A 14,561-nucleotide genomic window follows, 5' to 3' on the forward strand; every position below is an offset into this window, starting at 1 on the left:
TTATGCCGCCATGTCAGGCCGCAGACTACAATACTTTCTCCAAAAAGCTCTTTGTTCTTTCCTGCTTAGGATGCTTAAGAACCTCGTCCGGAGTGCCTTCTTCTATAATATAGCCGCCGTCCATAAAAATCACGCGTGAAGCAACCTCGCGGGCAAAACCCATTTCGTGGGTAACAACAACCATTGTCATACCGCCCTTTGCAAGCTCCTGCATAACGGCAAGAACTTCACCAACCATTTCCGGGTCAAGGGCAGAAGTAGGTTCATCAAAAAGCATAATAGAAGGATTCATTGCAAGGGCACGGGCAATTGCAACACGCTGCTTCTGTCCGCCCGAAAGCTGTTGTGGGTAAGTATCAGCCTTTTCTTCAAGACCAACGCGGGCAAGCAGCTTAAGACCTGTTTCGCGTGCTTCTTCCTTTGTCATCTTTTTAAGTTCAACCGGAGCCAGCATGATGTTCTGCAAAACTGTCATGTTAGGGAAGAGGTTAAAGTGCTGGAAAACCATTCCGATATTTTCGCGGGCCTTGTTGATGTTGATTTTTTTATCGCTGATGTTTTCGCCGTTTACGATTACAGTTCCGGCTGTAATTTCTTCAAGACGGTTGAGGCAGCGGAGGAAAGTTGATTTTCCGCTTCCTGAAGGTCCGATAACAACGACTACTTCACCTTCGTTAATATCAATATTTATGTCTTTTAATACCTGAAGCTGTCCAAAGCTTTTTTTGAGGTTTTCTACATGAATCTTACTGCTGGTCATTTATCTTAATCTTCCTTTCAATGTTTTTTGCGACTTTACTGAGTGTAACAATTACAATCATATACATAATTCCCACGATAGCCCAAGTCTGAAGGCTCTTGAAGGTGTTGCCCGAAATAGTTTTACCCATATTTGTAAGCTCTGGGTAGCCGATTACAGACAGAATCGAAGTATCCTTCAAAGTGATAATGAACTGGTTAATAATTGAAGGAATCATAACGCGGAATGCCTGAGGCAGAATTACCTTACGCATACTGACGCCATAACTCAAACCAAGTGAACGGCTTGCTTCCATCTGTCCCTTATCAATACTCTGAATACCAGCGCGGAAAATCTCAGCCATATAGGCACCGCAGTTCATGGCAAGGGCAATAGTACCAGCCTGCAAAGCCGGCAAACGGAAATTATTTACGCCCAAAAGACGGAAAGCCTGTGGAACACCAAAATAAATAAAATAAGCAAGAACAATCAGCGGAACACCACGAATTGCATCAACATAAATAGTTCCGATTGCGTTCAAAGTTTTATTGCGGCTTACGTTGCAGAGAGCAAAAATAAGACCGATTATCATGGCAAAAACAAGCGCCAGCAGGGTCAAAATAAGGGTATATCCCAAAGACCTAAGGAGCATTGACCAGTAGACCTGAAAAATCTGTAACATCTAGGTGATGCCTCCAAAAAACAATTTTCAATTTTAAGATTATACTATATATGAAGATAAAAAAAAAGAAGGGACATCTACAAAAAAAGGACAAGCGATTTTGCTTGTCCTTTTTTTATAAAAGGCTATGAAGTCTTTTTAGCTTACTTTAAGTATTTATCCAAAATTGCCTGATACTTACCGTTAGCTTTGATGTTTGCCAAACCTTTGTTGAACTTGTCCAAAAGTTCCTGGTTAGCTGGGTTCATGATTGCAAATCCGTAAGGAGCACCTTCGCTTTCCATTCCTGCTGGAATTTTGAGAGGAAGTTTTGCAGTCTTGATGTTGTCAGCCATGATTGGTGTATCTTCGCAGCATGCAGCTGAGTTTCCAAGAATTACATCCTGATACATTGTTGGAGAATCTTCAAAAACTGTTACCTTGAAGCCGTATTTGTCTTTAAGGCTGTTAGCAAAGTCCATACCAGCTGTTCCGTTCTTTACGGCAACTGTTTTTCCTTTCAAATCTTCATATTTTGTGATTTTGCTGTCTTTTGCAACAACAAAAGTCTGTGTAGCATTGTAATATCCGTCAGAGAAAATCCATCCTGAATCAATGCGGCTCTGTTTAATTGTAGCGCCAGCGATAAGTCCGTCAGCCTGTCCAACCTGAACTGCAGCAACACCTGCATCCCAACCGAGTGACTGCAAGTCATAATCAAAACCCTGATCTTCTGCAATAGCAGCAAGCAGGTCAACGTCGATACCTACAAACTTGTTCTTTTCGTTTGTGTACTCAAAAGGACGGAATACTGTATCAGTTGCGATAATCCATACCTTTCCTTTAGCCTTAGATTTTTTTGCAGCAAAAGCAGATGATGTAAGCAAAACAGATGCGGCAGCCAGTGCCAGAACAATTTTTTTCATTTTTTTTATTAATCTCCTCTAAAAATGATTTAAAAAAATAGCGAAAAGCAGAATTCCTTTTATAAAGCCTCCTTGCCTTTCGCTATTATTAGTTTATTGAAAAATTTAGTGTGGGTCAATTACTTAAGTATTACCCAAGTTGCGCCCGTGCCGCCTTCATATTTTGTTTTAGGATGGCCTGAAGTTCCGCATCTTTTATCACGTTCAATGAACTTTCTTACCAGTTCGCCAAGAACAGGATCTGTTCCGTGGGTATGAATTCCCTTTCCGTGAACAATCAGAACCTTTTTTAATCCGCGCGCCTTGCAGTCCCCGATAAAATTATTAAGCCTTTCGTAAGCTTCGTCCTGATGAAGCCCATGTAAATCTATGCGGGCCTCTGGAGTCATATTAATCAAATAGTTCCTGTCTGTTTCGCGGTTTTTAATTTCCGTTTCTTCTGCAATTTTATCCTTGTCGATAGTGCCGTAACGTCGCAGCCACATTTCCATCGGGTTTATCTGCTTTTCGTTGTCGCGTCTCATCTGGGCTTCAAAATCCCTTTCAGCTGCGCGGGCCTTTTCTTCCGGAGTAGGAGCATTAGCCTTTTTGTGAGACACCTGATTTTTTCCGTTTTCCTTCTGCTTTTTTATCTGATTTGATTGATAATTATCCCACTGATTTAAAATATCGCCCATGTCCATAAAATCACCTTTAATCGTCCTGTTTAGTTTATGTAAATTACGTCAGTTTTTTTGCACCAGCCGCCGCTTTCACCCATCTGAATATAAATCCAGCTGCCGGCTTCTTCAATAACCTGAACCCTAAGTCCTGCTCCGATCTTAGATTCAACCTTTGCATTTTCTTCTGGAATGGAAGTGATTTTAGCACCCTTGGAAATTGCAAAAATCTTGCTTTTCTGAATCGAACCGAAGATGAAAAATACCAGGGCAAAAACTATCAGTCCGGAAGTCAAAATCGAAAGCAGGGCTTTATGCTTTACTATAAAAATTACAAAAAGAATTACGCAAAGTACAAGTCCAAAAACAGAAAAATAATAGGAACCGATGAAAAATTCGTTAATCGAAGTTGTAATTCCGTGTTCTGCTTCAAACTCAGCACGTTCCTTTACGTTTTTCTTCCAGTTGAATAAATCATTTCTTTCTTTTTTCCTGAGGGCGGCTAAAAGTTCGCAGTTATCCTCTGAAACGTGGTTTTCAAAATGGTTTTTGGAATCTTCATCGCCATCATTTTCAGCAAGGCTGTTCTGAAGATTGTCGTAAAATTCAAAGCTTTTGTCGTAACGGCTCTTTTTTTCTGTATTTACGGCTGCTTCACTTTCCTTGTTTTTAAAATCCACGAAAAAGTCCGGCAGCTGGATTGAGTTTCTGCTTCCGTTATAGGCGGTTGCTGTAAGACGGATTTTCGGGAAGCGCTGCTGGCCTTCTGCAAGGGAAGTCCATTCAAAATCAGCAACCGGAATAAGTTCATCGGAAATGTGTTTTTCCCGGTATTTGATTTCAAGAATTTCGTAATTCTTTGTGCAGGTAAAGATTGAGTCTGTCGGAAGCTCCCAGTCAAACTGAACTAAAAGAACCGCATACTGAAGGCAGACTGTAAAAGGAATTTTTTCTCCAACTTTAGCATTCAAAAAGGGCTTTTCTGCGTCAAAAGGCTGGTCAGAGTGAAAATAAGTATCATCCGGGAAAACAAGAACGATTCTCGGCATAAGGAATTCCGGATTGTCTGTAACTGTAATCGGATCAAAGGAAATTGTGCGGCGGCGGTTACTGATTAAAAGCGAAACCGGCTGCATCTGATAGTCGCCTTTTTTTTCGAAAGTAAACCAGAACTCAAGCTTTGTGCCCGGAGTATCTCCGTAATCCTGAGTTTTTCTCATGGTGCGCATTGTTACGCCCGGCAGAGTTTTTGAACTTTGCAGTTGAATTGAATTTGCGTTTGTGTTTGGAATTAAAACTTCAAATTTTATGTCGCTTTTTGTGTAAAATTTCTGATTTTCTGACGGCGCAATTCTTAAGGCGTCGCACTGAGTCTGGGTAATCACAGTCTGGCAGAATGCTTCCGCCCCAAATCCTGATAAGAGGGCAAAAATGGCGGCGCTTTTAAGAGCGGCTAGTAATCTTCCGAAAGATTTTGCTGCTGATTTGATTCGCTGTTTTTCCATTGTTTTTTATCATTCTCCTTAATGTGCTGGAAAACTGTATTTTCCAAATCCTGATTATGTTCTTTTTCTTCGTGGGTCGGAAGAATTTCGCTTTCGTTCTGGCGGCTCTGGGCTTCTGTCATCTGAATTGAAAGCTCCAGATTGATTTTTGCCTCCAGTCTTGTATTGTCAATTTCCAGTGCCTTTCTGAAATATTCTGATGCTGAATCAAAATTTCCCTGATTGTGGGCAATAATTCCCGCATTGTAGTAGGCGTTGTAGCGTACAATCTGCGGCGCATCGGAAGAAATCTGCGAATAGCGTTCCAAGGCGGCATTTTCTTCTCCGCTCATTGAATAGGCAGTTGCCAGGTCGTAAAGGGAATAATTCAAGGTCTGATTTTTTTCTTCATCATCAGATTTTTCTACGACAGAAAGATACATTGCCACAGCCTTACGGTAATTTTTTTTGTGCCATTCGTAAGTTCCCAAAAGGACTTTTGTAGAATCTGTTGTTCCAAAGAGTTTTCGCTCTTGCCTGCTTTCTTTTTCCACAGCCTCAGCATTTGAATTCTGATTTGAACAGCCTGTAATTCCAAGAGCTGCAATCATTGCAAAAATCATAAGGACTGAACCGGCCTTTTTCTGCCCGAAGTATTTCAAATCAAATTCTGCCGCAAAGAAGCTTGCTGAAAGCAGGATAAAGGCAAGAATAAGGAAGAACTTGTAGCGGGGAACCGGACGGGCTTCATAAGAAACAATCTGTGTATTTTCTCCGTTTTTTGAAATCTGAGAAAGCAGTTTTGAAGCAGTTCCAACATCCGAGGCCTTTGCAAAAATTACAGGAGTCTTATTCTTAAAGGATTTTGATTTTTCGTGAATTGATTCCAGTATTTTTTCAATTTTATCTGTGCGCAGGGCGGAGTAAACAATAGTTTTTCCGTCGCCCGCCAGAATCTGAGACTCATCTTCTCCGCCAAAACCGATAATGCTTACAGGAATTCCGTATTTTGTACATTCTGAAATTGCATTCTGCAAGGTTCCGTCAGTTTCTTCACCATCAGTAAAAATCCAGATGCGGCCGGCAGAAGAAAAATTCTGAGGGAAGGACTCTTTTGCGGCAAGGACACCTTTTCCAAGGCTTGAACCAGGTGCTGTCATAAGTCCCGGATTCATAACCTCTAAAAGCGAATCCACCATGGCAAAATCTTCTGTAAGCGGAATAGCGGTAATTCCTTCACCCTTTGCAAGCACAACCGAAACGCTGGTTCCGTCCATTCGGCTCAAAAGTTTTTTTGCATACACGCGGCTTGCTTCAAGTCTGGATTTTCTGTCAGCTTCGTCGTGAGCCAGCATACTGTTGGAAATATCAAAAACCATGCTTACAGCTGTACTGTTTTTCTGCACCGGCGCAAGGTAAGTTCCCCATGAAATTCCTGTGTGGGCAATGCAGAGCATGACAAAGGCAAGAATCTGGAAAACTGAACGCAAAATAAGCGAGGGCTTTAATCTGAAAGGAATGTATTCCTGAAGAATTACGCGTTTTATGAAGGCTGCGGCTGCAAATAAAATCATTGCAATAAAAATCAGCTTCTGATAATAACTTGTGCTTGTTGTTTTATAGGTAAAGCTTTGCGAAACTGCCTCGTTTTTTACAACAGAAGAAAGACTGCGGCCAAGTTCATCAACTGTCTGAACTTCAAAATAGCGGCCCTGTCCAAGCTCTGCAATTTTCTTCAGCTGATTTGAATCAAAGTCACTTTCAAGGTAGCCCGAATAAAGTTTTCCGGTCGCATAATCAGTGTATTCAATGGAAATGCGGCCTTTTGTACCAATTCCTACTATATAAAGGGTAATATTATTGTCTGCAGCAAGCTTAGCCGCTGTCTGAGGATGGATTTCTCCCGCGTTGTTTTCACCGTCGGTAAGGAGGATGATGCATTTTTTAGGCGCCTTTGAAGATGCAAGGTGGCATACTGCGGTACTGAGTCCGTCTCCAATGGCAGATCCGTTTCCCATCATTCCAACCTGGATTTCGCCAAGCTTTTTTGTAAAGGCGGAACTGACGGCGGTAGGGGGCACTAAAACGCTGGCGTTACTTCCCAGCGCAACAATTCCGTAGCGGAAGCCTTCGTAGTTCTGAACAAGACTTGTGATGGTGTTTCTTGCCGCATCAATTCGTGTGCTTCCGTCTATATCTTTTGCCGCCATGGAAGGACTGGTATCAACAACAAAGATGATGTCATTTCCAAGGCTTGTGTAAACTTTTTCCTGAGTTGAAATTACAGGATCTGCAAAGGCGATTACGCTCAAAATAAAGCCGGCACCAATCATCAGCTTTATAAGTGCCGACACAAATTTTCTAAGGCTGCCGTGCCATTCAAAATATTTTCCTTCCCAGTCGCCAAGAACCGCATAAATTACAGTCTGGTTGAGGATTTTGAATTTTCGCAGGATATAAAAAAGAGGAATTAAAAGAACAAGTAAAAGTCCCGCAGGATTCTGAAAACTAAACATTCTTTTCTCCTCCTGCTTTTTCACTTTCTTCAAAATCTGCAATGCATTCTTTTGCTGACTCTACCAGCTCTGCTCTTTCACCTTCGTTAAAGGCAGCTTCAGCAGAATAGCGGATAAAATCACTTCTTGTAAAAAGCGATGTAATCTGAATGCAGGCATTTTCCTTGCGCTCGCTCATCAGGCTTGGAAAATCATCTGTTCCGCCAAAAGCTTCATTGAATGCCTTCATAAAACTGCTGGTAACAATTTTAGAAAAAGGAAGGTCAAAGCGCACTTCAAGATAAGTACGCAAAATCTGCTGGAAGCTCTGGGCAAAAGTTTTGTCATCTATAGGAGTCTGCTTTTTGCCTGTAATAAGAAGACGGCTCAAAGCTTTTTCCGTATTGCGGCGGTTCTTTTTATATTTTCGTAAAAGCTTTCTGTTTCTAAGATAAAAGGCAATTTCTTCATGCTTGATAATTGAACGGACAATCAAAAATAAAGCAAAAACAAAAATTATCAGGGCGCCGTAAAGCTTGTAGGTTGTTCCCGGCAGCAAAAGAGGCGCAGCACCCGGCCTAAGGGATGTAATGGAATCCTGCTGGGTAAGGGAAACGATATTTACCGGCTGAAAATTAATCAGATAATGCTCGTCAAAATCAGAAGAAGAAAGCTCAGGCTCAGTAAAGTTGGAAGTTAAATCATAGCCCGGAAAAACAATATCCCCGATTTTCCAGGGAACAAAATTAATTGAAAGCTGATAGTGGTCAACGCCAATCGAAGAAAGAGTAATGCTCTTGATATCGTAATTCTGCATGTCCAGAGGCGAAATAAAGCCCGAAGTACTCAGCTGGACGCTGCCATTTTCAACAAAGTTTTTGAGGGTAAAAGAGTTTGAGTTAAAGGAACAGCGCAGTTCCGCCGTATCTCCGATATAAACTTTTTTTGGCAGAAGAATCTGCTGAATCTCAAGGTTAATCATATTGCCTTCCGTCCAAAAATCTGCATTAAAATCTGCAGCGGGTCGTCATCCGACTTCATTACAATATCAGTAACACCGTGCTTGATGCAGGTGTTGTGCCAGTGGGTAAGGTTTTGAGTGTAAAAGTCCTTCCATTCTTTTTTGAATTTCTGGGAATTAGAAGGAAGCCTCATTTTTAAGCCGCTTTCTACATCAATAAAGGGAATGGTTCCTACTGAAGGAAGTTCAGTGTCAAAATTATCTTCCAGGCGGATTGCGATTACGTCATTTTTCTGGGCAAGAGAAATGAGTGATTTTTCGTAGTCGCCGCTGCGGAAGTCCGACAGAACAAAAACAAGGGAACGCTTGCGCAAAAGTTTTCCGGTACCTGTCAGGGCGTTTGAAAGTACAGAACCATTAACAGTATGCTCTGGCAGGCGGTCAAGGTGAGTTAAAATCAGCATGGTCTGTTCGCGGCCCTGCATAGGCTTTGTAGAAAAGTGGATTTTTCCGTCAAAAAGAACTGCGCCAACCGGACAGTTGTTCATTTCTGCGGCCAGGGTTATCAAGGCTGCAGTTTCAGCGGCCCTGGAATATTTGCTGGCGGCGCTCATGTTTTTAAGCTGCATTGAGGCTGAGGAATCCAGCACGACAAAAATCTGAAGCTCGCGCTCCTCTTCAAAAACCTTAACGTATGGGTGACCCATTCGCGCCGTAACGTTCCAGTCAATAGAACGAATATCGTCCCCGCGAATATAATCACGAACACCACTGAATTCAATTCCCTGTCCGCGGTATAAAGAACGGAAATTTCCGCTCTTCATGCCCTCTGCAAGGTCAGCGGCCGCAATTCTGAGGTAACTTGCTTTTTTTACAAGAGAATCAACAGATTCCATAAGGCTTTACGGGAGCGGAATAAAGTCCAGAATGCGGGAAATAATTTCGTCGCTTGTAACATTGTCCGCAGCAGCTTCGTAAGAAAGAACCAGACGATGGCGAAGAACATTGCAGGCAACAGCCTTTACATCTTCCGGCAGCACAAAATCACGGCCTTCAAAAAGGGCGCGGACCTTAGCACACTGAAGCATAGCAATTCCCGCACGAGGAGAAGCTCCAAAATGAATGTAGCGTGTAATGTCATTCGATTTTGCAACCGAAGCCGCAAAAGAACGTGACTGCTTTTTAGAATTATCAGCGCGGGTTACATTCAAAATGGAAACAATATATTCAACAATCTTGTCGTCGCAGTTTACGGAATCATAAAGCTTGCGGAGTTCTTCAATATCACCGGCCTTAAGCACAGTGCTAACGGCAACAGTGGCAGCTTTTCCGCAGGTTTTTACGATATTTACTTCATTTTCAGCCGACGGATAGCTTACATTCAGTTTCATAATAAAACGGTCAAGCTCAGCTTCCGGCAGATTATATGTTCCTTCCTGCTCAACCGGGTTCTGAGTTGCAAGAACAAAGAATGGTTCAGGAAGTTTGTAAGTTTCTTCACCAATAGTAACCTGTTTTTCTTCCATAGCTTCAAGCATGGCAGACTGAACCTTAGCAGGCGCACGGTTAACTTCATCAGCAAGAATAACGTTTGCAAAAATAGGACCTTTTCGCACGCTAAAACTGCCCTTGTTCTGCTCGTAAATCAAAGTACCGGTAACATCGGCAGGAAGCAGATCGGGAGTAAACTGAATGCGTTTAAAATCGAGCCCCAAAATTTCAGTCAAAGTCTTAATGGCAAGAGTTTTTGCAAGACCAGGTACGCCTTCAACAAGTACATGTCCGCCCGCAATAAATGCCATAAACATATCAGTTATAAGCTGTTCCTGGCCAACAAGGCGCTTAGCTGCCTCAGCCCGAACATTTTCAACAATAGTCTTAGCTTCGTTTCTATCCATAGGAAAGAAGTATAACAAAGAATTTAAAAATATAGAAGATTTTTTTAGGCGAGTCTTAACACCCAGTCGCGTTCCGCACTTCGCCTGTTCGGCTCATCCTTTCAGGACTGCCCTGTCGGGCAGGTGCTCCATGCTCCCGCCGGGCTTTGCTTATCAATTGCAGGTGTATTTTAAGAAATTAATAAAAGCTGGCGCGAGGCAGCGGGTTTATGGTGCAAAAACACTTTGTTTGCGGAGGTCGCGGGAGCGACCGGTAAAATAGTTTCTTTGCCGCAAACAACGTGTAGCGCATTATTGCGCGGTTTTGTACCATGAACCCGCAGCCGGGAGCCATATTTAAACGAAAGTCTTCATAATGCAGTTAGCACTCGGCCTCGCGCCAACTTTAGTTAAATCTCTTTCCATTGCTTTTGACCTTGATGCCACTTTATAAAAGCTGTGTTATAATAACCTCATGAGCACAAGACCTGATAAACTTGAAATGGACGCTTCAGACTTTGTAGTCCTTGGCGATTTTATTCCTCAGATAGTACAGGAAATCCGCTATTATTCTTCCTTCAATTTTATAGGAGACCGCATTGACGGCTACGAAGAACCAATCGCCCTTCTTACAAAAGAAGCGGCCCGTGCCTTAAAATCTGTCAGCAACGAAATGATGGTTCAGGGCTATCGCCTCAAGGTTTTTGACGGTTACCGCCCGGTTTCTGCAGTAAAGCACTTTATGCTCTGGGCAATAGAAGATCAGGATATCCGCATGAAGCCTTATTTTTATCCCGATATTGCCAAACAGGAACTTTTTGACCGGGGCTATATTGCAAAACGCTCAAGCCACAGCCGGGGAAGCACAGTAGATTTAACCCTTCTTGATATGAAAAGCGGAAAAGAAGTTGATATGGGAGGCCCCTTTGATCTTTTCAGCGAACTTTCCCATCCGGATTATAAAGGAATTACAGACCAGCAGTTTGAAAACCGCATGATGCTGCAAAGGACAATGCTTAGAAACGGTTTTACAGCCCTTGACTGTGAGTGGTGGCATTTTACCCTTGCAGACGAACCTTACCCCGACACTTACTTTGAGTTCCCAGTTTCTTCTGAATATTTAAAGCAGTAAAAATTTTTGCTTCTCCCATCACATTTCATTTATTCTCTCAAATTGTATATTTATGCAAATTTCTTGACACTGCACCCTCAAATCTGAATAATTATGTAGCAAAAGTTACTTTTAGAGGAACGGTAAATTATGAATCCATTGGCTTTGGAATTAAATGAAACCTTAAAGGGTAGTGTGGTTGAGGCTCTTTTTTCAGACATGGGAAAACGCCTTTATTTTCCGAACGGAATTATTTCGCAGGGCGGAGAAGCTGCAAAAGACGCTTACTTTGCTAACGGAACAATCGGTATGGCAGTTGCCGGCGGAACTCCTATCGAACTGGATTCATACAAAAAGAATATGCCGTCGCTTAATTCACGCGAAACAGTAGCTTATGCAAAGACAGCCGGTTCACCAGATATCCGCGCTTTGTGGAAAGAAAAAATCATCGAAAAAAATCCAAACCTCAAGGGAAAGAATTTTTCACTTCCTGTACTTGTACCAGGACTTACAGCAGTTCTTTCTTATGTAGCAGACCTTTTTATTGATGCTGACAAGCCTCTTCTTGCTGCAGATCCTTGCTGGGATAACTATGAACTTATCACTTGTGCCCGCCGCGGCGCTGACTTCCATCAGTTCAAGTGTTTTGAAAATGGAAAGTTTAATCTTGCAGGTCTTGAAGCTGCAATGAAGGCTGATGCAGATAAATACGGTTCAGTTCGCGTGCTTTTGAACTTCCCTCAGAATCCTTCTGGCTACAGTCCTACAAAGGATGAAGCTAAGGCAATTGTAGCAATTGTCCGCAGGCTTGCAGAAGCTGGTAAGAAGGTTCTTGTACTTTCAGACGACGCTTACTTCGGCCTTAACTACGAAGATGATATTGAACCTCAGTCACTTTTTGCTTATATGGCTGACCTTCACGAAAACGTACTTGCAATCAAAGCTGACGGTCCTACAAAAGAGGATTTTGCCTGGGGTTTCCGCACAGGCTTTATTACTTTCGGTTCAAAAGCTCTTACAGATGAACAGTACACAGCTCTTACAACTAAGTTCATGGGAGCTATCCGTTCTTCAGTTTCATGTTCTGCTACTCCTTCTCAGAGTCTTGTTCTTAAGGCTTTGCAGGATCCTGCTCATGAAGCTCAGAAAAAAGAACTCCGCAAGATGCTTCAGGCCCGCTATGATGCTGTACGCAAGTTTGTAAATACACACAAATCTTCAAAGCTTACAGCTCTTCCTTTCAACTCCGGTTACTTTATGAGCTTCCATGTGGAAGGCGGCATTGCTGAAGATCTTCGCAAAAAACTTCTCAAAGATAAGGGAATCGGTGTAATTCAGATTGACCCTTATACTCTTCGCGTTGCATTCTCAAGTATCGACGAAGAAAAGATTGAAGAAGTTTACTCTCAGATATATGATGTTGCTGAGGAGATGTAACATCAAAACTTTGAGACATTTATTAAATTTGAAAAAAATTAGTTTTTTAGTTCCTGTGCACAGCCTTATTCGTCTTTGCCTTGCATCGAGCCTTGTACTTCTTGGTCTTACTTCGTGTCAGGAACAGAAAACTAATCTTACATATCAGCATTTTGCGCAGCGCGAACGCCGCATCGTCATCTGGACAAACTGCAGTGAGTTCGCGCAGTATGCAGAACTTTTCAATAAAAACAATACAGAAAACCGCGCCATCATTGTTTACAAGGAAAATCCGGCTCTTTCACTTCCCGTCCCTAAGGATGAACTTCCGCCGGATATTATTGTAGGTTCGTGGCTGCGTTCCGACAAAACAAAAAAGAATTTCTGTTCCCTTGATTATCTTTTTACCCATAATCAGATAAGTTCAGAAATGTTTTATAAGAATCTTCTGGATTCGGGAAAAATCCGCCATTCTCAGTATCTTCTTCCTGTAAGCTTTAATCTTCCGGCTGTCATTTTTGATAAGTCTAATGAGGCTTTTGTTTCAGAAAACTACATGCTTACCCTTGAAGAGCTCCGCGAGATGGGTTCAAAATACAATCAGAAAAAGGCAAATGAAACTTTTCAGAGAATAGGTTTTGCTCCGCTCAACAACAGTTCTTTCTTGTCGCTGACAGCAAAACTTTTTTATTCAGATTTTACGGAAGTTAAAAATAATATTGTCTGGAATGCAGAAAATCTTGAAAAAACAGTTTCCTTCTTAAAGAGCTGGGTTCAGACTGAAAATCAGTCTGCTCAGATTGAATCGGATTTCTCTTTTAAGTATCTTTTTATGCCTTATTACCGTCAGGTTTCTTCCGGCAGAACTCTTTTTGCCTATACCAGCAGTGATTCTTTGTTTAAGACAATGCATGAGCAGGATTTGAATCTTGATTACCGCTGGATTGTTCAGGACGGAAAGATTTTTATGGATGATTCCTTTGTAATGATGGGAATTTATAAGAAATCTGAAAACAGAACTGGCGCATCAGAGTTTATTTCCTGGTTTTTCCAGAATGAAGTTCAGCGGGAAATTCTTGAAAGAAAAGAGGCTTCCCGTCTTGAAACAGATATGTTCGGAATTGCAGGCGGTTTTTCTGCCGTGCGTGGTGTAACAGAACATATTCTTCCTATTTTCTATACACAGCTTTTGTCTAACCTGCCACCTGCCCAGATGATTCAGGTTCCGCAGAAACTTCCTCCGCGCTGGGAAAGCTATAAGACTCAGGTTGTAGAGCCATATATCCGCGCAGATATTACATCAGCAACACCGCAGGCTAAACCGATTTCAGAATTTGAAAAGGAATGGCGAAAGAAGGTCTTTGCTGAGTAAGGGTGTCTTATAATTTCAGGTCACAAAGCTGGGCCTTGCAGGCTTTGATTAAGTCTGCCGGGGCAAGGGTAATCTGAAGACCTCGCTGCCCCGCGCTTACGCAGACTTTTTCCTGGTTCATAATGCTTTTATCTATAAAAGTTCTGAACTGCTTTTTCATTCCGATTGGAGTACAGCCTCCGCGAACATAGCCTGTAAGTCCCAGAAGTTCATCCGTTTTTACTGGATTGATTTCCTTGCAGCCTGCTGCCTGTCGCGCTTTTTTCAAATTGATTTCAGATACGGCAGACTGGCAGAATACGCAGATTTCCTTACTTTCAGTTCTCATTACAATAGTTTTGAAAACCATTTCGGGGCTTACGCCAAGTTTTGCAGCCATGCGTTCGGCAGCTCCTTTTTCAAGGCTGTGGTCTGCATTGTCTTCATATTCTTTTGCCTCGTAAGGGATTTTAAGTCCTTCGAGTATTCTCATTGCGTTTGTCTTTTTCATGCTTTGTATTCTATTAATTTTGAAAATACGTGTAAATCTTGAAGAAAATAGCTGTGAAAAATGAGTTTAAAAATAACATAATTTTCTTGTAAATTTTCAAAAAACTGTAAGTGGTAGTGTTGACACTTTTTTATAAAGAATATATATTAATTTTCACCGTCGCACAGCACCGCTGAGCGACACTTCTAAAAAGGTTTTTGACAGAACAGGGAAGGAAATAACTAACTGTATAGTTCAAGTTTTATATGTTTTGTATCATTAAAAACATACCCGCGAATCTCAGTTCTTGAGGTTCGATTGTAAATCAATTCAGCAGATAAGAAAAAGCTTGATTGAACTTTAATTCATTGGTAATCAATACCCTTCGGGG

The 14,561-nt window shown here is 41.8% G+C and carries 13 protein-coding genes; 3 read left to right on the forward strand and 10 right to left on the reverse strand.

Annotated features, from left to right (window positions below; all coding sequences use genetic code 11):
• Positions 1-25: 25 nt before the first annotated feature.
• The 9 genes from T530_RS0105880 to T530_RS0105920 all read right to left on the reverse strand — a co-directional run bounded on the left by T530_RS0105880 (position 26) and on the right by T530_RS0105920 (position 9,823).
• Positions 26-760, reverse strand: coding sequence for an amino acid ABC transporter ATP-binding protein (locus T530_RS0105880; RefSeq protein WP_009103928.1), 735 nt, complete (start codon positions 758-760; stop codon positions 26-28).
• Positions 747-1,421 carry an amino acid ABC transporter permease gene (locus tag T530_RS0105885; protein ID WP_009103930.1) on the reverse strand — a complete coding sequence of 225 codons (675 nt, stop codon included), beginning with the start codon at positions 1,419-1,421 and terminating at the stop codon, positions 747-749. The genes T530_RS0105880 and T530_RS0105885 overlap by 14 nt, the downstream gene beginning before the upstream one ends.
• A 143-nt stretch (positions 1,422-1,564) precedes the next feature.
• Positions 1,565-2,326, reverse strand: coding sequence for a transporter substrate-binding domain-containing protein (locus T530_RS0105890; protein WP_027728211.1), 762 nt, complete (start codon positions 2,324-2,326; stop codon positions 1,565-1,567).
• Positions 2,327-2,445: 119 nt separating this feature from the next.
• Complete coding sequence (locus T530_RS0105895) at positions 2,446-3,003, reverse strand: Smr/MutS family protein (protein WP_252507352.1); 558 nt, start codon at positions 3,001-3,003, stop codon at positions 2,446-2,448.
• Between the two features lie 29 nt (positions 3,004-3,032).
• The gene (locus tag T530_RS0105900) at positions 3,033-4,490 is read right to left on the reverse strand and encodes a hypothetical protein (RefSeq protein WP_027728213.1); all 1,458 of its coding nucleotides are present in this window, start codon (positions 4,488-4,490) and stop codon (positions 3,033-3,035) included.
• The gene (locus tag T530_RS14965) at positions 4,439-6,985 is read right to left on the reverse strand and encodes a VWA domain-containing protein (RefSeq protein ID WP_081773674.1); all 2,547 of its coding nucleotides are present in this window, start codon (positions 6,983-6,985) and stop codon (positions 4,439-4,441) included. Before T530_RS14965 ends, T530_RS0105900 begins: the two co-directional genes overlap by 52 nt.
• Positions 6,978-7,946, reverse strand: coding sequence for a hypothetical protein (locus tag T530_RS0105910; RefSeq protein ID WP_027728214.1), 969 nt, complete (start codon positions 7,944-7,946; stop codon positions 6,978-6,980). Before T530_RS0105910 ends, T530_RS14965 begins: the two co-directional genes overlap by 8 nt.
• Entirely contained in the window at positions 7,943-8,821 is an 879-nt protein-coding gene (locus T530_RS0105915) for a DUF58 domain-containing protein (RefSeq protein WP_027728215.1), read from the reverse strand. Before T530_RS0105915 ends, T530_RS0105910 begins: the two co-directional genes overlap by 4 nt.
• Positions 8,822-8,827: 6 nt before the next feature.
• Positions 8,828-9,823: a MoxR family ATPase gene (locus T530_RS0105920; RefSeq protein WP_027728216.1), complete on the reverse strand. Its 996-nt coding sequence runs from the start codon at positions 9,821-9,823 to the stop codon at positions 8,828-8,830.
• Positions 9,824-10,277: 454 nt separating this feature from the next.
• Between T530_RS0105920 and T530_RS0105925 the strand changes: the two genes are divergently transcribed.
• The 3 genes from T530_RS0105925 (at position 10,278) to T530_RS0105935 (ending at position 13,701) form a co-directional block, all read left to right on the forward strand.
• Complete coding sequence (locus T530_RS0105925; RefSeq protein ID WP_027728217.1) at positions 10,278-10,934, forward strand: M15 family metallopeptidase; 657 nt, start codon at positions 10,278-10,280, stop codon at positions 10,932-10,934.
• 129 nt (positions 10,935-11,063) lie between these two features.
• Positions 11,064-12,350, forward strand: a complete 1,287-nt coding sequence (locus T530_RS0105930; RefSeq protein ID WP_038073834.1) for an aminotransferase class I/II-fold pyridoxal phosphate-dependent enzyme — start codon at positions 11,064-11,066, stop codon at positions 12,348-12,350.
• A 28-nt stretch (positions 12,351-12,378) separates the two neighbouring features.
• Positions 12,379-13,701: an extracellular solute-binding protein gene (locus T530_RS0105935; protein ID WP_051537851.1), complete on the forward strand. Its 1,323-nt coding sequence runs from the start codon at positions 12,379-12,381 to the stop codon at positions 13,699-13,701.
• 7 nt (positions 13,702-13,708) lie between these two features.
• Here T530_RS0105935 and ybaK read toward each other — a convergent pair whose 3' ends face one another.
• On the reverse strand, positions 13,709-14,191 hold the full coding sequence (gene ybaK, locus T530_RS0105940) for a Cys-tRNA(Pro) deacylase (RefSeq protein ID WP_027728220.1): 483 nt from the start codon (positions 14,189-14,191) through the stop codon (positions 13,709-13,711).
• Positions 14,192-14,561: the final 370 nt, after the last annotated feature.

Source organism: Treponema sp. C6A8, assembly GCF_000619925.1.
In the GTDB taxonomy this organism is placed as follows: domain Bacteria; phylum Spirochaetota; class Spirochaetia; order Treponematales; family Treponemataceae; genus Treponema_D.